The sequence below is a fragment of the Chryseobacterium sp. WG14 genome (genome assembly GCF_024586945.1).
In the GTDB taxonomy this organism is placed as follows: Bacteria; Bacteroidota; Bacteroidia; order Flavobacteriales; family Weeksellaceae; genus Chryseobacterium.
This window is the reverse complement of record NZ_JALCZD010000002.1, coordinates 116,106-138,535: the sequence shown is the minus strand read 5'-3', so window position 1 is coordinate 138,535 and position 22,430 is coordinate 116,106. Positions and strand designations below refer to the sequence as shown.

The 22,430-nt window shown below is 36.7% G+C and carries 23 protein-coding genes; 16 read left to right on the top strand and 7 right to left on the bottom strand.

Features of this window, described 5'->3' with window-relative positions:
• Positions 1-15: 15 nt before the first annotated feature.
• On the bottom strand, positions 16-894 hold the full coding sequence (locus tag MP478_RS03830; protein ID WP_257199639.1) for a cupin-like domain-containing protein: 879 nt from the start codon (positions 892-894) through the stop codon (positions 16-18).
• A gap of 159 nt (positions 895-1,053) precedes the next feature.
• Here MP478_RS03830 and kbl point away from each other — a divergent pair, with 159 nt between their 5' ends.
• The 4 genes from kbl to gldG all read left to right on the top strand — a co-directional run bounded on the left by kbl (position 1,054) and on the right by gldG (position 5,435).
• The gene (kbl, locus tag MP478_RS03825) at positions 1,054-2,250 is read left to right on the top strand and encodes a glycine C-acetyltransferase (RefSeq protein WP_230034400.1); all 1,197 of its coding nucleotides are present in this window, start codon (positions 1,054-1,056) and stop codon (positions 2,248-2,250) included.
• A gap of 170 nt (positions 2,251-2,420) precedes the next feature.
• Entirely contained in the window at positions 2,421-2,972 is a 552-nt protein-coding gene (locus MP478_RS03820) for a CopD family protein (RefSeq protein ID WP_230034402.1), read from the top strand.
• A 59-nt stretch (positions 2,973-3,031) separates the two neighbouring features.
• Complete coding sequence (locus MP478_RS03815) at positions 3,032-3,760, top strand: ABC transporter permease (RefSeq protein ID WP_257199638.1); 729 nt, start codon at positions 3,032-3,034, stop codon at positions 3,758-3,760.
• Between the two features lie 4 nt (positions 3,761-3,764).
• Complete coding sequence (gene gldG / locus MP478_RS03810; protein WP_257199637.1) at positions 3,765-5,435, top strand: gliding motility-associated ABC transporter substrate-binding protein GldG; 1,671 nt, start codon at positions 3,765-3,767, stop codon at positions 5,433-5,435.
• Positions 5,436-5,633: 198 nt separating this feature from the next.
• On the opposite strand, the gene MP478_RS03805 is transcribed toward gldG, so the two are convergent.
• Positions 5,634-6,272 carry a hypothetical protein gene (locus MP478_RS03805; RefSeq protein WP_257199636.1) on the bottom strand — a complete coding sequence of 213 codons (639 nt, stop codon included), beginning with the start codon at positions 6,270-6,272 and terminating at the stop codon, positions 5,634-5,636.
• Positions 6,273-6,384: 112 nt separating this feature from the next.
• On the bottom strand, positions 6,385-6,813 hold the full coding sequence (locus MP478_RS03800) for a DUF4268 domain-containing protein (protein ID WP_257190572.1): 429 nt from the start codon (positions 6,811-6,813) through the stop codon (positions 6,385-6,387).
• 125 nt (positions 6,814-6,938) lie between these two features.
• Between MP478_RS03800 and MP478_RS03795 the strand changes: the two genes are divergently transcribed.
• From MP478_RS03795 to MP478_RS03785, 3 genes are all read left to right on the top strand, one after another.
• Complete coding sequence (locus MP478_RS03795; RefSeq protein ID WP_047485555.1) at positions 6,939-7,346, top strand: Rrf2 family transcriptional regulator; 408 nt, start codon at positions 6,939-6,941, stop codon at positions 7,344-7,346.
• A gap of 202 nt (positions 7,347-7,548) precedes the next feature.
• On the top strand, positions 7,549-8,436 hold the full coding sequence (locus MP478_RS03790) for a sulfite exporter TauE/SafE family protein (protein ID WP_257199635.1): 888 nt from the start codon (positions 7,549-7,551) through the stop codon (positions 8,434-8,436).
• An 89-nt stretch (positions 8,437-8,525) separates the two neighbouring features.
• Entirely contained in the window at positions 8,526-8,816 is a 291-nt protein-coding gene (locus tag MP478_RS03785) for a putative quinol monooxygenase (protein WP_047485551.1), read from the top strand.
• Between the two features lie 71 nt (positions 8,817-8,887).
• On the opposite strand, the gene MP478_RS03780 is transcribed toward MP478_RS03785, so the two are convergent.
• Together MP478_RS03780 and MP478_RS03775 are read right to left on the bottom strand one after the other, a co-directional pair.
• A complete protein-coding gene (locus MP478_RS03780; protein WP_257199634.1) occupies positions 8,888-10,180 on the bottom strand; it encodes a T9SS type A sorting domain-containing protein in 1,293 nt (430 codons plus the stop codon).
• A gap of 187 nt (positions 10,181-10,367) precedes the next feature.
• Complete coding sequence (locus tag MP478_RS03775; protein WP_257199633.1) at positions 10,368-11,165, bottom strand: T9SS type A sorting domain-containing protein; 798 nt, start codon at positions 11,163-11,165, stop codon at positions 10,368-10,370.
• Positions 11,166-11,261: 96 nt separating this feature from the next.
• Here MP478_RS03775 and MP478_RS03770 point away from each other — a divergent pair, with 96 nt between their 5' ends.
• The 9 genes from MP478_RS03770 (at position 11,262) to MP478_RS03730 (ending at position 21,067) form a co-directional block, all read left to right on the top strand.
• On the top strand, positions 11,262-13,379 hold the full coding sequence (locus tag MP478_RS03770) for a TonB-dependent siderophore receptor (protein ID WP_257199632.1): 2,118 nt from the start codon (positions 11,262-11,264) through the stop codon (positions 13,377-13,379).
• A 10-nt stretch (positions 13,380-13,389) separates the two neighbouring features.
• Positions 13,390-14,493, top strand: a complete 1,104-nt coding sequence (locus MP478_RS03765) for an HmuY family protein (RefSeq protein ID WP_257199631.1) — start codon at positions 13,390-13,392, stop codon at positions 14,491-14,493.
• Between the two features lie 109 nt (positions 14,494-14,602).
• Positions 14,603-15,481: a hemin ABC transporter substrate-binding protein gene (locus MP478_RS03760; RefSeq protein ID WP_257199630.1), complete on the top strand. Its 879-nt coding sequence runs from the start codon at positions 14,603-14,605 to the stop codon at positions 15,479-15,481.
• A complete protein-coding gene (locus MP478_RS03755) occupies positions 15,465-16,505 on the top strand; it encodes an iron ABC transporter permease (protein WP_230034424.1) in 1,041 nt (346 codons plus the stop codon). Before MP478_RS03760 ends, MP478_RS03755 begins: the two co-directional genes overlap by 17 nt.
• On the top strand, positions 16,505-17,278 hold the full coding sequence (locus tag MP478_RS03750) for a heme ABC transporter ATP-binding protein (protein WP_257199629.1): 774 nt from the start codon (positions 16,505-16,507) through the stop codon (positions 17,276-17,278). Before MP478_RS03755 ends, MP478_RS03750 begins: the two co-directional genes overlap by 1 nt.
• Before the next feature lie 2 nt (positions 17,279-17,280).
• Positions 17,281-17,931: a class I SAM-dependent methyltransferase gene (locus MP478_RS03745; RefSeq protein WP_257190579.1), complete on the top strand. Its 651-nt coding sequence runs from the start codon at positions 17,281-17,283 to the stop codon at positions 17,929-17,931.
• A gap of 4 nt (positions 17,932-17,935) precedes the next feature.
• Positions 17,936-18,964 (top strand): hemin-degrading factor, encoded by a 1,029-nt coding sequence (locus tag MP478_RS03740; protein ID WP_257190580.1) that lies wholly within the window; start codon positions 17,936-17,938, stop codon positions 18,962-18,964.
• A 168-nt stretch (positions 18,965-19,132) separates the two neighbouring features.
• Entirely contained in the window at positions 19,133-20,005 is an 873-nt protein-coding gene (locus tag MP478_RS03735; RefSeq protein WP_257199628.1) for a ChaN family lipoprotein, read from the top strand.
• A 432-nt stretch (positions 20,006-20,437) separates the two neighbouring features.
• Positions 20,438-21,067: a peptide deformylase gene (locus MP478_RS03730; RefSeq protein WP_230034434.1), complete on the top strand. Its 630-nt coding sequence runs from the start codon at positions 20,438-20,440 to the stop codon at positions 21,065-21,067.
• A 502-nt stretch (positions 21,068-21,569) separates the two neighbouring features.
• Here MP478_RS03730 and MP478_RS03725 read toward each other — a convergent pair.
• On the bottom strand, positions 21,570-21,995 hold the full coding sequence (locus MP478_RS03725) for an organic hydroperoxide resistance protein (RefSeq protein WP_257199627.1): 426 nt from the start codon (positions 21,993-21,995) through the stop codon (positions 21,570-21,572).
• Positions 21,996-22,430, bottom strand: coding sequence for a MarR family winged helix-turn-helix transcriptional regulator (locus MP478_RS03720; protein WP_257199625.1), 435 nt, complete (start codon positions 22,428-22,430; stop codon positions 21,996-21,998). It lies immediately after the preceding gene.

Genomic DNA, 22,430 nt, shown 5'->3' with positions numbered 1-22,430 from the left:
AAAACAGAGAAGCTTTCAGATTTGAAAGCTTCTCTGTTTTCTGGCTGCTTTTGCTCCTCTTGCCTTCGCAATTTTTACTTTGTAGGTAAACCATTTTTCGTTAAAGAGAGTACGCATGATATTATCAAAATTCCTTGTCACAACTAAGTTTTTAAAGCCTCGCCATTTTTCAGGAAGACTGGAAGGAAGTGCTCTTATTGAAACGGAATAGCCTTCAGTATCATATTGTATATAATGCCACCATCCGGATGGGATATACAGGGTCTCTCCGGGATGTAAAACAGCTTCATAACCATTTAAATAGAGCAGTGCAGGGTATTTTCTGTAATCCGGATCTTTAATATTGGCCAGGCTATGGAAATTATATGGCAGCTTATACATAAAGTCAGACTGTTCCCAGGGGAAAAGCCAAATTCTCTTGATTCCCTGGAATTGTGTAATGAAAACATGAGACATATCTATATCAATATGGTTTCTGGTCACAGAGCCTTCGCCTCCAAAAAACATAAAAGGCAGCCATTTTAATATCTTGCCTCCGGTGACATCATTATACATAATATCTTCTTTAAGCTCGGGTTTAACGGTCATTAAATTAAATAGAAAAAGACGGTGGTCCGTTGGCTGGGATTCTATAAGATTCAGGTATTCTGAAAAAGTAGTCTGTCCGATAGGGCTGCTTGCTACCCGATCTATAGAATCAAGCTCACTTCCATAGATATTCACCTTATTGTTACCTGCTATTTCCTTAAAATAATCATAGTTCCATTTTTTAAAAGCCGGGCTTTTGGGATCTGCGAAATCATCAAGAATAATGGGAATCCGCGGCTTCATATACTTATTGATAAAGATTCTTGAACTTATTTTCTTTGTTTTTTCTACCGGGATCAATCTCATATTCTCTAAATTTTAAACAAATATAAATATTATCCTAGTAAATTAGTAGACTAATGCTGTTAAAACTGTTTTTTACCTCAGATTTTTAGAATAAAATTTATAAAAGGTTTTATTTTACGGCCTTTTTAGTAAATTAGCACATCTAAAAAATTACTAAAAATGATCTCTGAAAAATACCTTCAACATCTACAGAATGAACTTCAGAATATTGAGAATGACGGACTTTACAAAAAAGAAAGAATCATCACTTCTCAGCAGAGTGCGGAAATAGAAGCTAATGGAAAAAAGCTTTTAAACTTCTGTGCAAATAATTATTTGGGACTATCCAACGATCCGCAAGTGATGAAAGCTTCACAGGATATGATTGAATCTCATGGCTATGGAATGTCGTCTGTACGTTTTATCTGTGGTACCCAGGATATTCACAAAGAATTGGAGAAAAAAATTGCAGATTTCTTAGGTCTTGAAGATACCATCCTTTATGCTGCTGCTTTTGATGCTAATGGTGGTGTTTTTGAACCATTGTTTACCGAAGAGGATGCTATTATTTCTGATGAACTGAACCATGCTTCTATTATCGACGGAGTCCGTCTTTGTAAAGCAGCGAGATACCGTTACAAAAACAATGATATGGCAGATCTTGAAGCTCAGCTGATTGCTGCTTCTGAGAAAAATCACCGTTTCAAAATCATCGTAACAGACGGAGTTTTCTCAATGGACGGTATTGTGGCAGACTTAAAAGGAGTTTGTGACCTTGCAGATAAGTATAATGCTTTGGTAATGGTTGACGATTCTCACGCTACAGGATTTATCGGAAAAACAGGCCGTGGAACTCATGAAGCTAACGAAGTAATGGGTAGGGTAGATATTATTACCTCTACATTAGGAAAAGCCCTTGGAGGTGCCTTAGGAGGATTTACTTCCGGTAAAAAAGAAATCATTGATATGCTGAGACAGCGTTCTCGTCCCTATTTATTCTCGAACTCACTAGCGCCAGGAATTGTGGGAGCAGCTTTGAAAGTACTGGATATGATTTCTGATGATACTTCACTTCGTGATAAAGTAATGGAAAATGCAGACTATTTCAGAACGGAAATGAAAGCAAAAGGCTTTGATATTCCTGATGGCGATGCTGCTATTGTTCCGGTAATGCTTTATGACGCTCCACTTGCTCAAAAAATGGCTGAAAAGCTAATGGATGAGGGGATTTATGTGATTGGATTCTTCTATCCGGTAGTACCGAAAGGAAAAGCCAGAATAAGAGTTCAGCTATCTGCAGCCCATACGAGAGAGCACCTTGATAAAGCAATTGTTGCTTTTGAAAAAGTAGGAAAAGAACTGGGAGTGATCTCTTAATATTGGATTGGATCAGAGTAAAGAAAATATAATGTTCGGCTCGGGCAGCTTTGCTGCCCCGAGCCGAACTATTTTTTATATAAATCTATTTTGATTATATTTTCCTGATCAAAAGAAAATTATTTTTAACAATTATATAATAAGCTTATCTTTGCTTTTAATTTTTCTGAATGCTTTATACAATAATCAAAGCGCTGCATATTATTTTTATGGTAAGCTATTTTGCGGGAATTTTTTATCTCGTAAGAATTTTCGTTTACTATAAAGATACTGATGAATTTCCGGAAGAAAAAAAGAAAATTCTCAGAGAGCAGTATACCTTCATGGCCAGAAGGCTGTGGAATATTATTACCGTTCCTGCCGGTGTTATTATGGCAGTATGCGGACTGGTGATGATCTTTTTGAATCCCGGGCTTATGAAAATGCCATGGTTTCATTTAAAACTGACCTTCCTTATCGGTCTGGCAGCTTACCATTTCTGGTGCTGGAAGAAGGTGCTTCAGCTAAAAGCGCTAAGTGGAAATACTTTGGAAATTCCTAATATTAAACTAAGACAGGCGAATGAGATTGCTACATTTATTCTGTTTCTGGTTGTATTTACCGTTATTTTAAAATCTATGGTAATTGACTATTGGTGGCAATTAATTGCAGGATTTTTCGTTCTTGTATTTCTGATCATGATGACTGTTAAACTCGTTAATAAGAATAAAAAAAACAAATAATTGTGGAGTAGGATGTATGCGTTAATCCATTACTACTTTTTACATTTTACAAAAAAACTATGATTGCAATTTTAAAGAAAGAACTTTGGAGTTACTTTGGAAACTGGAGCGCATGGATTATTATTGCTGCATTCAGTCTGATAGCCACTCTTTTTCTGTTCTTTTTCGACAACGATTCTAATATTTTTGAGATCGGGATGGCATCCTTACAGAGCTATTTTGTATTGGTTCCTTGGCTGCTGATGTTTATCATTCCGGCACTTTCCATGAAGACTTTTGCGGAAGAGCAACAAACAGGAACACTGAACTGGCTTTTTTCACAACCCTTAAAAGTTTCCGACATGGTAGCCGGGAAATTCCTTTCTGTATGGATTGTTGGGGTTTTATGCCTTATTCCATCACTGATCTACCTTTATACGGTGTATGTCTTAGGAGTTCCGGAAGGAAATATTGACCTTGGCATGACCTTCGGAAGTTATATCGGATTGATTATTCTGATTGCCGCATTTTCAGGTGTCGGTATTTTAGCTTCTTCGCTTTCACAGAACCAGATTATGGCCTACCTCTTAGGGGTTTTCATGTGTTTTATTATGTATTTTGGAATTGAGCAGCTGGCGAGTTATAAATTATTGGGAGGAGCAGATTTTATCCTTCAAAATATAGGCTTTTATCAGCATTTCTTAGGTTTCACCAGGGGTCTTATTGATGCTAAAGATATTGCCTATTTTATACTGGTTATTGGTGCTTCATTAGTATTGTCCAATCATTTTATTAACAAGAAGAAGTAAAATTATGAAGAAGTTCAATGCTAAATCTCCATTGGGAATTTTCTTAATCGTGATCGTTCCTTTGGTTGTAATCCTTGCCTATTCAGGAATCAGGCTAGACTTAACAAAAGAAAAAAGATATACCCTTTCCGACAATACCATTAAAGTACTGGAATCTGTGAAGAAGCCGTTAACAGTTGAAGTGTATCTGGAAGGTGATTTTCCGGCAAGCTTCAAGCAGCTTCAGGGAGAAACGAAATTTATGCTGGAAGAATTCAGAAAGATCAATCCAAAGATTGACTTTAAGTTTATCGATCCCATTAAAACAAAAATGTCTCAGGATACCCTGATGGCAATGGGAATGCAGCCTTCCATTCTTCCCGATGTTAAAGACGGGAAAATTTCACAGATCACGCTTTTCCCTTATGCGGTGATAAAATACGATAAAAATGGGGTTTCTATCCCTCTGGTCGTACAGCAGGCAGGTATTGATGCGGATCAGCAGCTTACAAGATCTATTGAAGGATTGGAATACAGCCTTGTTTCCAATATTAAAAATATTGCCACAGCCAGGAGAAAGAAAGTCGGTATCCTGGTGAATCATGATGAGCTGAATCCTGATGAATTTCAGGGATTCGTTCAGTTAGCCATGGAAAACTATGATGCAGGCCCTATCATTCCCAAAAACCAGACAGAGCTTACCTTGGAAGATATTCCCCTGCTGAAGCAGATGTGCGCCCTGGTGATTGCAAAACCACGCAAAGCTTTTACAGATAATGAAAAAGTTATCCTTGACCAATACATCATGAATGGTGGGAAAACACTTTGGATGATTGATGCGGTAAATGCTGAAATGGATACGTTGACAAGATCTAAAAAAGTAATGCCTTTCCCGGTTGATATCAATATGACAGATTTCTTTTTCAATTATGGGGTAAGAATTAATCCGGCCCTGGTAAAGGATGTGAAGAAGTTTGCCCTATTAAGACTAGTAACAGGAGAGGTGAGTGGAAACCCTCAGTATACAAGCCTGCCTTGGCCATATTATCCGCTGGGAATTGCTGAAAATAACAATCCGATTACTAAAAATATCAATCCTGTAAAATTTGAATTCCCCACTTCCATAGATACGTTGGGAGGCAGAAAAAATATTAAAACAAAGGTCCTTTTTGAATCCAGTGAAAGAACATTGCTGAAACAGGTTCCTAATTATGTGGATCTGAAGGAGATTGCCAGCGTAGACAGTCTTGGGCAAATGGAAAAGCCAAGCACACCAAAGATTTTTGCTGTAGCACTGGAAGGGAAGTTTAACTCTGCCTATGCTTCAAGAATTGAAAGAAAAGGCTATCCTGGCTTCAAAGCGGCCAGCCCTGAAAATAAAATGATCGTTATTGCTGACGGAGACGTTGGAAGAAATAAAGTGATCAAAGGAAAACCTCTTCCGTTGGGGGTAGATCTATTGACTAATGAACAGTTCGGAAATGAACAGTTCCTGAGAAATGCTTTAGATTACCTGCTGGATGACAGCAACCTGATGGAACTTAGAAACAGAAATATTGAAGAAAGACTTCTGGACAGACATAGAATTACTGATGAAAAAACCAATTGGCAGTGGCTGAATTTATTGCTTCCACTGATTATTATTGGCCTTATCGGAGGATTATTCTTCTGGCTGAGGAAGAAGAAATTTGGATAGAAAATAAAAAGAGAAGCTCATCAGCTTCTCTTTTTTGTTTTTAGCAGGCTGTCTCAGTAGAGTATCATAAAAAAAGAAGCCCGAAAGCTTCTTTTGTTTTTTACAGTATTAATCATGTTTTATTTCGGCTGTTTCCGTTCCGCCAAAATAGTTGAGTAGTTATTTTCCATATGGTCTTGATTGATCATGGATAGACTACTATTTTTGAAATGCTTCCTGAGGAAGTAAATCAGCTGTTTTGTAATAGCTGATATCCGTATCAAATTTCGCCTGCAGATCCTGGAAAGTATCATAATCAAAATGTTCCCAGTTCTGTTCATTTTCAGGGTCAGAAGTTTTATCTACTGCAAGTTCCAGTTTTCCGTCTTCCTGGTAGCTGCATTCAATAGCTGCATACTTTTCCCCATTTTCATCAGTAGTATACCAGCATTTTACAGTCTTTTCAAGTTCCGGCTCCTGGGTTTCATTATTGATAACCTGAGAACAGATGAAATTTTCAGGATCATCATTATTGAAAACCGTTCTTGAAATTAAAGGCTGATCATCTACTGATAATGAATAGAGCTTGTTGGTAGAAATAATGAAACCATCCACAGCATCCTTTTTCTCAACATCAAAAAAGTCGGATTTTTCCTTCAGGTAATCGAATACCTGGTTTTCATTCTCGTCTTCACTTATGAAATAATTGATGTTATAGATACTGTCTTCACTAATAAACTCAATTTCTTTCAAGACGTCTGAATCTTTCTCGTAATAATAGAGATGATATTCATCTTGCTTCACAGCATTACTTTTGGAAATAACTTCTCCAAAAATGTTTTTGTACACTTTTCTCATTTTTTAGCACGTTAATTAGTTTCATTATTAGTTTAAGCGGGTGTGAAGCAAAGATAAGTTTCTTTTTTTATTTTAACGGTAGGCTTAAAATAGTATTTATTTCGTAAGTATTTCAAATATCCTTTATAAAATCCTCATATTCAAAGTAAAATCTTTCAAATCCATCCATTTTATTAACAAAAAATTCAAAAATTTCCTGCCATTTATTTTTATTAAAAATTGAAACTCCTTGTAAATCAACCCATATACGGCTTATTACCTTACCGTTTTCCAGTGTAAAATATTCCTCTTTTTGAAAATCGCCTATAAAATCTTTAAGAATATCTTCCAAAGACCAGATTTTTTCAAAATATGCATTTCTGAAGATTTCATCCTTCATTTCGATATCTAGAGAAACTTCCGCTTTTTTATTGTCTGCAGAAAATTTGAATGAGAGATCTTTTACCTTAGTATCATATAAGATCCATTTTCTGGGAAAAGACTTCCCGAAAGCAGTCCAAAATTCCTTCTTTAATTGTTGTGCTTCTTGTTTACTGAACATAAACACAAATTTAATGATTTAAGGCAGAAAGACAAAATAGGGTCATACTACAGATTTGCAGACCTGGTGATGAGTCTTTCTATTTGTGATTATCTATATTAAACAATTTTTGTATTTTTGCTGTAATGCTTTCAAAAAAATCTCAATATGCGTTTAAAGCGCTTTCATTTCTTGTAGAAAAAAGAAATGAAGGTCCTATTCTTATTTCCGAAATTGCGGAACACAAGAGGATACCCTTAAAGTTTTTAGAAAATATCCTGCTTGAATTAAAAAAAGCAGATATCCTGGACAGTAAAAAAGGCAAAGGAGGAGGCTACTTTTTGAAAGAAAATCCGGAAAATGTAAAATTGGCCAAGATTATACGTCTGGTTAATGGCCCTATTGCTATGCTTCCCTGTGTAAGCCTGAACTTCTATGAAAAATGCGAGGACTGCAATGAAGATCACTGCGGCCTCCATGATGTACTGATTGAAGTGCGGGATGCTTCACTGAATATTCTTGAGAAAAAAACTTTAATGGATCTGGTCGACTAACCCGGTCCTTTTTTTTGAATTGTTAGTCTACTTATTTGGTAGGATAATATTTTTATTAGATATTTGCATAACTTCAAATGAATAGCCTATGATTTCAAAAGAAGATGCAGACCTGCTGGAACAGCTTGCACCATTGGATTTTAATATTTTTAAAACCTTAGAAATAGGGTAGATGCTGTTGAAGTGATAAAGATTTTATACTATGGTGATTTCAAGAAAAATTCAGATCAGACTCAATATACTTTTTGTAACCCTTGCAGCATTATGTATTGGTGTTTCTTTAATGTATGAATGGGGGTATCTTGATGAACTTTTAACCATTCTGGCTAAAGACCATTACATTTTTTATTGGATGCTTCTGGTGGGAGTTTTTGCTGAAGTTGTAGCCGGCTCAATGGGAATGGGGTACGGAGTTATCTGTACAACTACTCTTATGTTTCTGGGGATACCGCCCCATATTGTAAGTGCCAGTATACATTCTGCAGAAAGTTTTACTACAGCCGCAGGGAGTATAAGTCATATTAAACTCAGGAATGTAAGTAAGACTTTGGTGAAAAAATTAGCCATTCCAGCTGTTATTGGAGCAGTCATTGGAGCAGTAAGTTTAACCTATCTTGGAGAATATTATGCTAAGATTACTAAAACGCTTATTGCCTTTTATACTCTTTATCTTGGGTTGCAGATCCTATCAAACGCCTTTAAAGGAAAACAGAATAAAGCACTTAAAAAAAAGACTAATCTGACAAGACTTGGAGTGATCGGAGGTTTTATAGACTCCTTTGCAGGAGGAGGATGGGGCCCGCTGGTAACAGGAACATTAATTAAAAATTCTTTCACTCCAAGATTTGCCGTAGGGAGCTCTACGGTTGCCAAATTTATACTGACGATAACGGCAGCGATTACTTTTTTCCTTACCCTCGGAATCCAGCACTGGAACATTATTTTAGGACTTTTAATTGGAGGAATTATTACAGCTCCCTTTTCAGCAATGCTTACCGCAAAGCTTCCTGTGAAAAAAATGTTCATAGTTATAGGTCTGCTGGTGATTGTCATGAGTTCTATAACTATTTATAAATCAGTATTCAGTTAAGATTTATGACCTGATATTGAAAAATAAAAGGTTCAAAAGTGTATTTGATTTTGAAAATATTTTACTTTTACATCACTAAATAATTAAAAATGAATTTACATATCATTGCACTTTTTAAGTTTAATGAAAATTACCTGATGGATGCTGTAGAGCTGTTTCAGAAACTTGTAAAAGAAACAAGAAAAGAAGAGGGCTGTCTGCAGTATGATCTTGTTGAAGATAAAGACAACAAAGGAACTTTCTTCCTGATAGAGCTTTGGGAAAGTGTTGATCATCATAACAGGCATATAGGGCAGGATCACCTGCTAGACTTTCGCAGGGACACTTCCAGAATGATGGAAAGCTCAGCAGAAGTATACAAAGGATTTAAGATCTATTAATAAAATAAAAGGCGGTTTCAATATTCTGAAACCGCCCTTTTATTAGAAAAAATAGAAAGTATTAAAATAAATTATTTCACGATAAGTTTTTTTGTTTCAGTACTACCACCGTAAGTTATTTTTACAAGGTAATTTCCTGAAGTAAGGTGAGATAAGTTAATATCCTGTTTATAGAAACCTGCCTGGTTAGTCAATTCTGATGAGTAAACCTGTTTCCCGGTAAGGTCGTAAACCTCTACGCTTCCTTTGTTACCTGCTCTTTCTTTGACATCAAAGAGAACCGTAACTTTCTTGTCAGCTGAAGTAGGGTTCGGATAAATCCCGAAAGAAGCTTTTTTACCTACTTCCGTTATTCCCAGGGTCGCTGTAATTTTTTTGTATTTGAAATACATATTTCCGGTAGTTGCACCCCCATTGGTTACAAAATACATTCTGTAGTAGTCACTTCCTTTTTTAATGTAATATACCACATCATTTTTCACGGTGCTGATACCCTTCCATGAGTGGCCAATTGTTGTAATATTGGAAGAAAAGCTTGTACTGGCAGGGATCGTATAGGCTGAAGTAGCCTGATCTTCCGGCTGTACCATAGCCACTTTGATGTTTGGGCTCTGAATAGGTCCGGAAAGAGGATACATCTGTACCCCCATATAGAACGTATAATATTTGGTAAACATTAAGTCCCAGGCGCTTCTGGAGGGTTCCATATTGGGAACTTTAGCACCGGTGTTAAATGAAAAATAATTGAAAAAAGCGTCATCCGTTCCATTAGCCAGCGTTCTTGTTTCGGTAGGTCCCCAGGCACTTCCATCCCATTTTGAATATTTAAAAGTATAGCCGTTATAAGCATCTACAATGGCAAATTTGATATAAGCCCCTGTAGGATATTTTAAAACAAAAATTGCTTTTCCATCGATATGGTGAGTGATACCATTGTACAGACCCCAGCCTGTTGATATCTGATTAGGAGTTGGTGGTGTCACGGGTCCCTGTTCAAAAGCTCCCTGGCTGATATCATTGGTCTGATCCGGGTTATAAAGAGGTTCTCCCCAGGAAGATTCATTATTCAGGTTAATATTATCCCAGTCAGCCAGATTTGTTGATGCGGCATATACTTCAATGTCAAGAGCATCATTAATTCTTGAGCCGAAAGCGAAGGCTGAGTTTCTATAAAATGCAATATCCCACGTGTTGGCTGGCTGGGAATCCATATTAGCATCTGCAAGATTAAAAAATACCCTGTTTTGGTATTGATTTCCCATCGTCATATTTACCTGAGAGTATCCCAATGCATCAGTTTGTGCTAAAACAGTCTGGTGAACAGAAAAAGCCAATACTGAAGCCAATAATAGTTTTGTTTTCATACTTTATTTTTAAATCATTATTTAGAATTATTCCACAAAAGTATATATATTATTTTTAATCAGTCTAAATAAAAACATGATTTATGTCTTGTTTTCCTTTAATTTCTGATTGAAGTGAAGTTATGGTATAAAAAAGCCGGAAGGAATAGTTCCCACCGGCTTTATAAAGGTAATAGTCTAATAAACCTTATTTTTTTATGAATTTTGATTTGATGGTTTTTCCCTCAGCTGTTTCAATGATAGTGTAATATACCCCAGTGTGAAGCGTACTGATATCAAAACTTTGTCTGTCTAATTTTCCTTCAGCTGCTTTTTGACCTGAGGCAGAATAGATCTGTATGTTTTTAGGATCTTTCTTTGCCACAAACTCCAATGCTGTATTATTGGTATTAACTGCAAATCTGATTTCTTCATTAGATTTCGTGTTTTCCGTCACCGCAAGGGTTGCATTATTATAGACTACATCATCCATTTGAATAGCCGTGTGCATGGCACTTCCGATAATTTTAAAAGCTATATACTGATTCGAAGAAGCAGGTACTGGTAAAGAATATTGTGTATTCGTTGGGTTCAGGTTGATTACACTGGCTATCGGAGTAAATGATGTCATATCAGAAGTACTGTTTACCAAACCAACTTCTATGGTTCCGGTAGCTCCCGATGCAGATCCCGAAGTAATTGCAGCTGTAAATGAAACCGTTTTTGTGCCATCAGGAGCCACAATTTGAGGAGAGATAAGGTAACCTGCGGTATTGGATGAGCTGAAGCTATAATACTGAACCGTTTTATTAGTTGTGCCGGCTGCATATACCCATGGACCAGTCGTATCATTCTGAACTCTGTTCCAGTTTTTTTGTGGCCATGCCGCAGCAGGACCTGCCGGACCCGCAACAAAGGTATCGAAGTTTTCGTTGATAGTGGCTAGCTGTGCATTCGCTGTAGCTGCTGTAAACACTAAAGTTCCTAAGAGTAATTGTAACTTCATAACATTATTTTTATTTAGAATTATTCCACAAAAATATATAATTATTTTTAACTATTCTAAATAAAGCATTATATTTGTCGAAAATTTTTTGCCTTTATGAAGAAGAAAGTACTTTCAATACTGTCGCTGTCAGCCATTTTTTTGGTGAGTGCCCAACAGCAGGATTCTCTTAAACAGAAAAAAATAGAAGAGGTAGTTGTTACAGGCCAATATACACAGCAGTCTATTAATAAATCAATATATAAAGTTGAAGTTATTAATGCAGAACAGATTAAGAATATGGCAGCTACCAATGTGGCAGATGTTCTTAACCAAAGTTTGAATGTACTTATTATTTCTGACCGTCAATCAGGAAACTCTACAGCCAATCTGATGGGACTTGGAGGAGAGTACACTAAAGTTCTGATAGACAATATTCCTGTTGTAGGAGATATAGGCTTGGGAAATAACATAGATCTTACCAAGCTTAATGTTAATAATGTTGAAAGAATAGAAGTAGTAAGGGGCTCAATGGGAGTTGATTATGGCAGTAATGCTGTTGCCGGAGTAATCAATATTATTACCAAAAAAAACAGCCAGAAACCCCTTACCCTGAATGCTTCTGTACAGGAAGAGACCGTAGGGAAAGAGTATGATTTTAAGAAAAAAGGAGAAGGAAGACATATCCAGACATTGAATGTAGGATACAATATCAATGACAGCTGGTATGTAGGAGCCAATATCAATCATAATGATTTCCAGGGCTTCAAAGGAACTCAGGAAGGCTATAAATATTTTGAACAAGACGGGAAAAGAGGCTACCTATGGCAACCTAAAGACGTCCTGAATGTAGACGGAGTGGTACGATACAGTAAAAATAAAACTTCCATCTTTTACAAATTTGGTTTTGTGAATGAAAAACTAAACTATTATAATCCAACGGTAGGTGAACATTTTTACAATGTAACTGACAGAACGTACTTTTCTAACGACAGAGATTATCAGACCACCCGATATTTACACCAACTTAATGTACAGACCAAATTGGGTGCAGTAAACTATACCGGAGATTTTTCTTACCAGACCCAGGACAGAAAATACAGGGATTTCAAATACGATATTCCTAACAGAAAAGTAATTGGCGAGAAAGTGGCCTACCAGTCTTATAATAAAGCGGATGTTTTCTATTCAAGAGGGGTATTCAGTAACTTTTTAGACAGTAAAAAGATTGATTTCCAGTTAGGATATGAGTTGGATCATACTTCCGGATATGCCGGTAATATTGCAGGAACCTTTCAGGGAACGGATAATATAAAAAGAAAAATATTTAACTACGCCAATTTTATGTCCATCGAATGGAATGCTACAGATTGGTTATCATTACGTCCGGGATATCGTCTGGCACTGAGTGATAAGTTTGATGCCCAGCACAATTATTCATTGACTGCAAGAGTGAAAGCGACTGAAAATGATAATTTCAGATTGGTCGTAGGAAGTGCCAACCGATTCCCGAATTTTGATGAGCTCTATACCTATATGGTAGACAGTAATCATGATATCAGAGGGAATGAAAACCTTGCACCGGAACAAGGAATGACAGTTTCCCTAAACGGAGAAAAAAGAATAGCTACAGATTCAGGTTGGAACTTAGGGGTAGGAGCGAGTGCTACTTATCTTCATGTGAAAGATAGAATAGAGTCTGTAACAGTAAGCAGACAGCCTTTGAAATATCAGTACCTTAATCTGAATACATATGAATCCTATTTATTTGAATCCAATTTCAGAGCACAGAAAAATCAGCTTGCTTTAGCTGCCAATGTAGCATACTATGGGATTGCTAAGCAGTTAAAAGACGGAGGCGCAGTTTCACCTAACGATTTCTTTTATACACTGGAAGCTAATGCAGTAGTAAATTATACGGTTCCGAATATCAATACTACACTTTCTTTATTCTATAAATATACTGGGAAAACTCAGGAGTTTGTATTAACATCTGACTTGAAGAATCCGGAATACAGAATTGGAGAGAGAGATGATTTCCATATGATGAATTTCATTGTAACACAGCCTTTCTTTAAAAACCAGCTGGAATTAAGCCTGGGAGTGAAAAATATTTTTGATGTATCTGCAATAAAAGATACAACACTGCCGGGAAATACACATGAAGCTGCAGATCCGAATATTAATCTTTTCTATGGCCGAAGTTATCTGGCCAGAATAAGCTACAATTTTTAAAATTCTAAAAATGAAAAAAATACTATTTTATCTTATGCTGGGAGTGTCATTGGTATCGCAGTCCTGCATCAATGATAACGAAGATCCGGTACCTGTAGTTCCTTCCGAGGGAGTATCTGTAAAGCCGGATGTAAGAGGCTCTGCACAGCCGAATCAGGTATGGATAGATTTTAGTGATGTAGATCAGAATGGACAACCAAGACAGACGGTGAACAGCCGGACAGACTGGGATCTTGCATTTTATTCAGGGACTGAATTTAAAGTGGTTTTAAATACATCCATCATGATGGCTGCAGCCAAAATTCCCAATATTGCAGATATTGCATCTGTAAAGGAATCTGATGTGAGTAGTCTAAAAGAGGTAGTACAGGTTGCCAATTTTGATACAGAAAATACCATTTATATTGACGATGTGAAAGGGAACTATCCTTCCAGTCAAACCGCGATAGCCGAAATAGATGCTGATCCTGCTAAAAATGCAATTTATCTTGTGAATTTAGGAAAAGATATCTACAAAGGAAGCATTGCTGTAGGATCTACCATAGCTGGAGGAGATGAAAGAGGCTGGATGAAAATACAGGTAACAAGACAGGCTAATGATTACAAAGTACGATACGGAGATATCAACGCTGTTGGCAGTGCAATAAAAGAGGTTATAATCAAGAAAAATAATGCCTATAACTTTACTTTCTTCAATTCAAAAACAGGTAAGGAAGTAGCGATTCAGCCTGAGAAAGATAAATGGGACATCAGTTTCTCTGTATTTACCAATATTGTTCAGGGTGCAGGAAGCTACGTGAATTCAGATTTTGTAACCATTAATAACGTTGCTAAAGTAGGAGCTTATGAGGTGAAATTAACATCCGGATCCGCTGTAGAAGCTTATAATAAATTTAAAAAAGCTGATGTGGATGATTCAAAATTGGTGTATAACGAACAGAGAGTAATCGGAGGAAACTGGAGAGAAGTAGGACCTTCCGGATCTAAAGTAAAAGGAGATGTGTTTTATATCATTAAAGATGCATCAGGAGCTTATTTTAAGCTAAGATTTGTACAACTTACCGATGACAAGGGAGAAAGAGGACATCCGATGTTCCAGTATAAAGCATTATAAGAAATCAAATAATCATATATCATGAAATTGTCATTAACGAAATTCTCCGGTAAACAAAGGCAGATGAGGATGGCAGTTGCATAGATCTAGAAAAAATAAATCTGTACATATGAAAAAATTCATCCTTGCAGCTTCTGTTCTTATAGCAGTATATTCTTGCAAAAAAGAAGAAGGAGCTAAAAAAGAAAATGCAACGGAAGCTGCATCTGAAGCTCCAAAAAGTAATAATAAAATTGTAACATTAAGCGGTGGAATCACCGAAATCGTAAGTGCTTTAGGGCATGAAAAAGAAATCGTGGGAACTGATGTTACCAGTACATATCCTGAAAGTTTAAAAGCTACAGCTAAAAACCTGGGCCATGTAAGATCAATGACTATTGAACCTATCATGGCGGTAGGCCCCACTTTAATCCTGGCTTCTGATAAAGATATCAATCCGGAATTATTGGGGAAAATCAATTCTTCAGGAATCAAAGCAGAAGTATTCAAGCAGGAGTACTCGGTAGACGGTACCAAAAAGCTGATTGAAGAAGTGGCAAAAGCAATTGGAAACACAGAATACCAAAAGCTGAATGACAAGATTGACGCAGATCTGAAACAGGTACAGCCTATCGCTAAAAAACCTAAAGTATTATTCATCTACGCAAGAGGAAACATGCTGATGGTTGCCGGTAAAAATACGCCAATGGCCTCCCTGATCAGCCTTGCAGGAGGAGAAAATGCAGTTACTGAATTTGAAGATTTCAAACCGTTAACTCCGGAAGCTGTGGTAAAAGCCAATCCTGATGTATTATTTTTCTTTACAACAGGTTTACAGGGAGCAGGAGGAAACGAAGGAGCACTTAAGATGCCGGGAGTATCCCAAACCACTGCAGGGAAAAATAAAAAGATCATTGCAATGGACGGAGGTTTAGTTTCAGGTTTTGGGCCGAGACTAGGAGAAGCAGCAGTTGGATTAAATAAACTTTTAATTGAGAACACAAAGTAAACTATACTTTTATCTTACTATTAGTGCAGTGCTGCTTGCTATAATAGCAGTACTGTCACTTAATACGGGAGTCTATGACTTTGGCGGAAATTCTGCATTCAAAGTACTGTGGCAGTTTATAAAAGGAGATCCCAATTTATCTTTAAGCGATAAATATGTGGTTTGGGATGTACGGGCAGCCAGAATTATTATGGCTATTTTAATAGGAAGTATGCTGTCAGTTTCAGGAACAAGTCTGCAGGGGCTGTTCAAGAATCCTCTGGCGACGGGAGATTTAATAGGACTTACATCGGGAGCTACACTACTGGCAGCAATTGCAATTGTTTTAGGAGGGCATTTCAAAGAATATCTTCCTGAAGCCGTACAATTCTCACTGGTAGGAATCTCGGCTTTTATAGGATCTTTTTTATCAATGATGTTGGTGTACAGAATTTCAACAAGCGGAGGGAAAACCAATGTGGTAATGATGCTGTTGACAGGAGTTGCCATTACGGCAATTGGATTCTCCATTACCGGATTCCTGATCTATATTTCAAAAGATGAACAGCTAAGGGATTTGACATTCTGGAATTTAGGAAGCCTGGCAGCAGCTACGTGGACGAAGAATATTATTTTGGGGGTCGTTTTAATCATTGCTTACATTATTCTGCTTCCAAAAGGAAAGGCTTTCAATGCCATGATGCTGGGAGAAAAAGATGCGCAACATTTGGGAATCAATGTAGAAAAGCTGAAAAAGCAGATTATTATTATCGTAGCTTTGATGGTGGGAACCTGCGTTGCATTCTCAGGAACCATTGGTTTTGTAGGTCTTATTGTACCTTATATTTTAAGACTTTTATTCAAATCCAATTATGCATTTATTCTGCCATTATCAGCCCTATGTGGAAGTATCTTACTTTTAACAGCAGATACCTTCAGCAGAAGTATTGTAGCACCTTCAGAATTGCCGATAGGAATCCTTACCGCTTTAATGGGAGGACCTATTTTTATCGCTATTTTAGTTAAATTTAAAAAAGCACTCTAATGATCAAGGCCCATCAGATTAATTATAAGCATAAAGATTTTCATATCCTGGATGGAGTAGATGTCTCTCTGGAGTATGGCGAATTTCTGGCAATTGTAGGTCCAAATGGAGCCGGAAAGTCCAGCCTGCTAAGTGTTTTGGCAGATGAAGTGAGAACCGGAAAACAAAAAGTCTTATTTAAGAACAAACCCATCAGTGAATGGAATGTAAAAGAACTTTCAAAGCATAAGGCCAAATTTTCCCAACACAACAGCAATGATATTCCTCTGGAAGTAAAAGATGTTGTAATGATGGGAAGATATCCCTACTTTGATTCCCAACCCGGAAAAGAAGACCTTGAAGCGATGAATAATATGATGTACGAAACAGATGTTTTTCACCTTAAAGACAGGGAATATAACACGCTTTCCGGAGGAGAAAAACAACGGGTACACCTTTCCCGTGTGATGGCTCAGCTACAGAATGATATTGCTCATACACTGATGTTTCTGGATGAACCTTTGAATAATCTGGATGTAAAACACCAGTATAAAGCGTTAGATATTATCAAAAAATTTACACAAAAAGCCAATAGTGCGATTGTTGTTTTACATGACCTGAACCTTGCTGCACAATTTGCAGATAAGATTTTACTGATGAAATCAGGAAGAGTTTCTGCGTATGGAACACCACAGGAAGTTTTTACCGCTGAAAATATAAGCGATGCCTATAATTTCCCGTGTACCATCTGCGAACATCCCATTACTAATAACCCAATGATCATTTTTGGATAACCATGGAAAAAGAAGAATTAAAAATCCTCGCCCATAACCTTGCCAATCCCCAAGGTGAAAAAGGCATTGAAATCGGTGAAATGATGAATGCTTCCAATATAGGGATGACCCTGGAAAGTATTAAAGCACTTGTGATAGAAGATGATGAACATATTCTTGAGATCGGACATGGAAATGCTGCACACGTGAAGAGTATTATAAGCTTAGCTCATAATATAAGATACACAGGAATTGATATTTCTGAAACAATGTACTACGAGGCCAGAAGGCTCAATGAAGCATTTGAAGACCAGGCAGATTTTGTTTTGTATGAAGGCAGCATACTCCCTTTTAAAGATCAGACTTTTAATAAAATATTTACGGTCAATACCGTTTACTTTTGGGAGAATCCTTTAGCATTTTTAAATGAGATCTACAGAGTTTTAAAAGACGACGGAACCTTTGTTCTTACGTTCGCGCAAAAAGATTTCATGGAAAAATTACCATTTACAGCTTATGATTTTAAGCTCTACAATAATTCAGAGATGGAAGAATTGATTTCCCAAAGTCATTTTAAAAGAATGAAAACTTCCGAAAGAGAAGAAGAGATAAAAAGCAAAACAGGAGAAGAAACAATACAGAGAATTTATACAGTTTTAACCATAAAAAAATAAATAAATGAGCACAATAGTTAATGACTTAAAGGAAAAATGGGAGGCTCTGAAAGCAGAAAATCCACATGTAAGAATAAGAAATGCAGCCGCTCAATTGGGAGTAAGTGAGGCAGAATTATTAGCAACCGGTGTAGGTGAGGGAGTAACTGTTTTGAAACCGGAATTTCCAGGTATTCTGACAGAAGCCGGCCAGCTGGGGAAAGTAATGGCCCTTACCCGTAATGATGAATGTGTTCATGAAAGAAAAGGAACTTATCTGAATGGTGATTTCAGCAGTCCGCACGCACAGCTTTTTGTAGGTGAAGATATTGACCTTAGAATTTTCCTGAACCACTGGAAATTTGCTTTTGCAGTAGTGGAAGGAGATAAAAAAAGCCTTCAGTTCTTTGGTAAAGACGGATTGGCACTGCACAAGATCTATTTGACTAAAGATAGTAATGACTCAGCTTTTGATGATATTGTTGAGAAATTTAAAGCTGAAGATCAGAATCAGGCTTTTGAATTTGAAGCAGTAGTACCGAAACAGGTAGAAAAAGCTGATGCTGAAATTGATGTGGAAGGATTTAAAAAAGCATGGACAGAATTAAAAGATACTCACGATTTCTTTATGATGACAAGAAAATTCGGAGTAAGCAGAACACAAGCTTTACGATTGGCTCCGGAAGGATTTGCCAAAAAAATTGACAATTCTAAAGTGGTGAATGTTCTTGAAGATGCTTCTGAAAAAAATACACCAATCATGGCATTTGTAGGAAACAGAGGAATTATTCAGATCCATACCGGAAATGTAAAGAAAACCCTTTGGCATCAGCAATGGTTCAATGTAATGGATCCAGATTTCAACCTGCACCTTGATGTAACGAAGATTGCAGAAGCCTGGATCGTGAAAAAACCAACTGAAGACGGTGAGGTAACAGCTATTGAAGTATTCAATGCAGACGGAGATTTTATTGTTCAGTTCTTTGGAAAAAGAAAACCGGGGATTCCAGAATTACAAGAATGGAAAGACCTTGTTGCAGAATTAGAAAAGTAATAATTAGATGATTTGAATGGGCCGTTTTGTTTTGTAAGATTCAAAGCGGTCTTTTCATTATGAGTTTTGACAGCACGATGAGAATGCAAAATAAGTAGGCTTTCAAATTTACTTTTTTACGATTCTTTGTGCCAAAATATTTGTGTAATTTGTGGTTAAATATATAAAATGAAGAATATTCTTATGGCGATTTTGCTTTCAGGGTTCTGTACACTTAGTGCACAGGATTTTAAAGCATATCAGTTTTATGATAAAAAAGGAAAGGAGGTAAAGACCGATAAAATAGTCAAAGAACTGGCGGATTATGATGTGGTCTTCTTTGGTGAAAACCATAACAGTTCTATCAATCACTGGCTTCAGCTGAAAATTACAGAAGCTCTGTTTGAAAAGAAAAAGGGACAGCTTATTTTAGGTGCTGAAATGTTTGAAAGAGACAACCAATCTCAGCTCAACCAATATTTAAATGGAAAATTTGATGGTAAAACATTCAAAGATTCAGCCCGTTTATGGAATAACTACGCAACAGACTACAAACCTTTGGTTGATTTTGCTAAGAACAAAAAACTGAATTTTGTGGCGACGAATATTCCAAGAAGATATGCTTCCCAGACCGCAAAAGAAGGACTAGAGTCTTTAAATAAACTCAGTGAAAAAGAGAAAACGTATATTGCTCAGTTACCTATCAAAGTAACACTGGATACTCCGGGATATCAGGAGATGAAAGCGATGATGGGCGATCATGCTGAAGGAACTAAAGTGATGAATTTTATTTCGGCACAGGCTACAAAAGATGCTACGATGGCGGAATCTATTCTGAAAAACTTTCAGGCCGGAAAAACCTTTATCCATTATAACGGAAACTACCATAGCAAAGAGTTTGGCGGTATTTATTGGTATATCAAACAAAAGAACCCGAATCTTAAAATGGCGGTGATCTCAGTGTTTGAATCTGAAAATCCGGAGCTTAAATTTCCCGGAAAAGAGTATGTCCCGACAGATTTTAATCTGATCATTCCAAGTGATATGACGAAGACTTTTTAATTTCTGGTAAATCGTAAGGATTTAATCAGAGTCTTTGTCCTTCCGTAGGAATCCAGCCTGAAAAAATAAGCGGGATTTAGATTCCTACGGAATGACACACGTCATGTAAAGTTTTAATTTGTAAACTCAAAAATAGATCAATATAAACGGGCTTTAGTCCGTTTTTATTACTATGTAGTACCGTTCATAGGATATTAATTATTAAGATTCTACCTATGCATAATCTTTGTTCATTCCGTAGGAATCCAGCCTGAAAGATTAAAACGGGATTTAAATTCCTGTGAAATGTTTATTGTGTAAGGTTTTAATTTATACAACCAGAAAAAATATCAATAGAAACAGGCTTTAGTCTGTTTTTTTGTATACAGATTCCAATGGCTTTAGCCAAAACTTAAGATTACATTATTTACCTTTGTACAACATTCAATCCATATGAAAAAACTGTCCATTTTAGTTGTGTTTTTTGTAGGGCTGCTACAGGCACAGACATTATCATCCAATGAACTTTCCATTATCAATCAGGGTGATATTAATGCTGCACTCCCCATTTATCAAACTACAGATACCCATCAACACAAAACATTGCTAAGTTTTTCTGCAGAAATCAATCCTACAGATCCTAATACAGCTGTTTTGGTAAAAAGGATGAAAGAATCTCTTCTTTCTACAGATGGGGGCGTAGGAATTGCTGCACCACAGGTTGGAATCAATAGAAAGATAATCTGGGTACAGCGTTTTGATAAAGAAGGAACTCCGTTGGAATATTTTATCAATCCCATGATTGTATGGAGATCTGATCTTCAAAATCTTGGACCTGAAGGAGATTTATCTATCCCTGATTTCAGAGATCAGTTTTACCGAAGCAAAGTTATTCAATTGGAATACGTAGATTTAAAAGGACAGAAATATTCTGAAATTGTAGAAGGATTTACAGCGGTCATTTTCCAGCATGAGATTGACCATCTTTTCGGAATCCTCATTTCAGATAAAAAAGAAAAAGAGAAAAATGATTCTTATAAAAAGGTAGATGCGTACCAGAAAAGTGATTTGAATAGAAGGTAAATGATGAGTTATAAGTGATAAGTTATAAGTCATGAGTGCAGCGAAGCTGCGAGGGAGTTTGCTTAGTCAAATCGATGTATCGATTCATCCTTTGCTCACTTTCTTATCAATCCTATTATTTTCCTTTGCGTTTAAGAAAACACAAATTGCACTAATGGTTACACTAAGATCACAAATGATGCATGAGTAATGAGTAATGAGTAATGAGTAATGAGAGCAGCGAAGCAGCGAAGAAGTTTGCTTAGTCAAATCGATGTATCGATTCATTCTTTGCTTACTTTCTCATCAATCCTATTATTTTTCTTTGCGTTAGAAAACACAAATTGCACTAATGCTTACACTAAGATCACAAATAAGGTTTGCTTCAAACATTACCTGGCTATATCTTAAAATGCTTATAATGATCTATGTTGATCTGACAAAATCCCTGATAAAAAATAAAGGAGCTGTTTTAGAAATAAAACAGCTCCTTTCGCTATAACTATGCTTAAAAAAAATTGGATTAGTCGTTATTGGTTACTGAAAGTTTAACCTCAATATTGTTTCTGGTAGCATTAGAGTAGGGGCAAATCTGGTGTGCCTTATCCGTTAATGACTGTGCTTCTTCCATAGAAACTCCCGGAATATTAACATCCAGTTCCACAGCAAGTCCAAAACCTCCGTTTTCAATTTGTCCTATGCTGACCTGAGCAACAACAGTAGTTTCACCGGTTTTTACTTTTGCTAAACTGATCACTCTGTTGAGTGCACTGTCGAAACATGCAGAATATCCGGCAGCAAAAAGCATTTCAGGATTGGTAAAATCATCATTGGCTCCTCCTAAAGCTTTAGGCATTCTTACTTCAAGGTCTAAAACTCCATTTTCACTTTGTATATGACCGTTTCTTCCTCCCTGGGCCGTTACTTTTGTTGTATATAATGTTTTCATTTATTTTTCTATTTTCTTTAATATTTTTAAGACTGTATCTTTAAGGTGTAGCAGCTCTTCAGGCTGTATCCCAATTTTTTTCTGGATTTTCCCCGGAATTGCACAGGCCTTTTGTTGTAACTGTTTTCCAGCTTCGGATAAAAATACTTCAACCACTCTTTCGTCCTCTTTTTTTCTTTTTCTTGTAATGAAACCCTTAGTCTCAAGTCTTTTGAGAAGAGGGGTTAAAGTACCACTGTCCAGAAATAACTTTTCTCCGATATGCGTTACGGTAAGTCCGTCACTATCCCATAATACCATCATAACGAGGTATTGAGGATAGGTGATGTCCAGCTCATCAAGAAAAGGACGGTAAAGCCCGGTAATCTCTTTGGCAATGACATATAGCGGAAAGCAGATCTGGTTTTCTAGTTTGGGTGTTTTTAAATTTTCCAT

Bases quoted from the DNA above. Each gene is read 5' to 3' on its own strand.
- MP478_RS03830 (WP_257199639.1), bottom strand. From the start codon at position 894: ATGAGATTGATCCCGGTAGAAAAAACAAAGAAAATAAGTTCAAGAATC.
- kbl (WP_230034400.1), top strand. From the start codon at position 1,054: ATGATCTCTGAAAAATACCTTCAACATCTACAGAATGAACTTCAGAAT.
- MP478_RS03820 (WP_230034402.1), top strand. From the start codon at position 2,421: ATGCTTTATACAATAATCAAAGCGCTGCATATTATTTTTATGGTAAGC.
- MP478_RS03815 (WP_257199638.1), top strand. From the start codon at position 3,032: ATGATTGCAATTTTAAAGAAAGAACTTTGGAGTTACTTTGGAAACTGG.
- gldG (WP_257199637.1), top strand. From the start codon at position 3,765: ATGAAGAAGTTCAATGCTAAATCTCCATTGGGAATTTTCTTAATCGTG.
- MP478_RS03805 (WP_257199636.1), bottom strand. From the start codon at position 6,272: ATGAGAAAAGTGTACAAAAACATTTTTGGAGAAGTTATTTCCAAAAGT.
- MP478_RS03800 (WP_257190572.1), bottom strand. From the start codon at position 6,813: ATGTTCAGTAAACAAGAAGCACAACAATTAAAGAAGGAATTTTGGACT.
- MP478_RS03795 (WP_047485555.1), top strand. From the start codon at position 6,939: ATGCTTTCAAAAAAATCTCAATATGCGTTTAAAGCGCTTTCATTTCTT.
- MP478_RS03790 (WP_257199635.1), top strand. From the start codon at position 7,549: ATGGTGATTTCAAGAAAAATTCAGATCAGACTCAATATACTTTTTGTA.
- MP478_RS03785 (WP_047485551.1), top strand. From the start codon at position 8,526: ATGAATTTACATATCATTGCACTTTTTAAGTTTAATGAAAATTACCTG.
- MP478_RS03780 (WP_257199634.1), bottom strand. From the start codon at position 10,180: ATGAAAACAAAACTATTATTGGCTTCAGTATTGGCTTTTTCTGTTCAC.
- MP478_RS03775 (WP_257199633.1), bottom strand. From the start codon at position 11,165: ATGAAGTTACAATTACTCTTAGGAACTTTAGTGTTTACAGCAGCTACA.
- MP478_RS03770 (WP_257199632.1), top strand. From the start codon at position 11,262: ATGAAGAAGAAAGTACTTTCAATACTGTCGCTGTCAGCCATTTTTTTG.
- MP478_RS03765 (WP_257199631.1), top strand. From the start codon at position 13,390: ATGAAAAAAATACTATTTTATCTTATGCTGGGAGTGTCATTGGTATCG.
- MP478_RS03760 (WP_257199630.1), top strand. From the start codon at position 14,603: ATGAAAAAATTCATCCTTGCAGCTTCTGTTCTTATAGCAGTATATTCT.
- MP478_RS03750 (WP_257199629.1), top strand. From the start codon at position 16,505: ATGATCAAGGCCCATCAGATTAATTATAAGCATAAAGATTTTCATATC.
- MP478_RS03745 (WP_257190579.1), top strand. From the start codon at position 17,281: ATGGAAAAAGAAGAATTAAAAATCCTCGCCCATAACCTTGCCAATCCC.
- MP478_RS03740 (WP_257190580.1), top strand. From the start codon at position 17,936: ATGAGCACAATAGTTAATGACTTAAAGGAAAAATGGGAGGCTCTGAAA.
- MP478_RS03735 (WP_257199628.1), top strand. From the start codon at position 19,133: ATGAAGAATATTCTTATGGCGATTTTGCTTTCAGGGTTCTGTACACTT.
- MP478_RS03730 (WP_230034434.1), top strand. From the start codon at position 20,438: ATGAAAAAACTGTCCATTTTAGTTGTGTTTTTTGTAGGGCTGCTACAG.
- MP478_RS03725 (WP_257199627.1), bottom strand. From the start codon at position 21,995: ATGAAAACATTATATACAACAAAAGTAACGGCCCAGGGAGGAAGAAAC.
- MP478_RS03720 (WP_257199625.1), bottom strand. From the start codon at position 22,430: ATGGAAAATTTAAAAACACCCAAACTAGAAAACCAGATCTGCTTTCCG.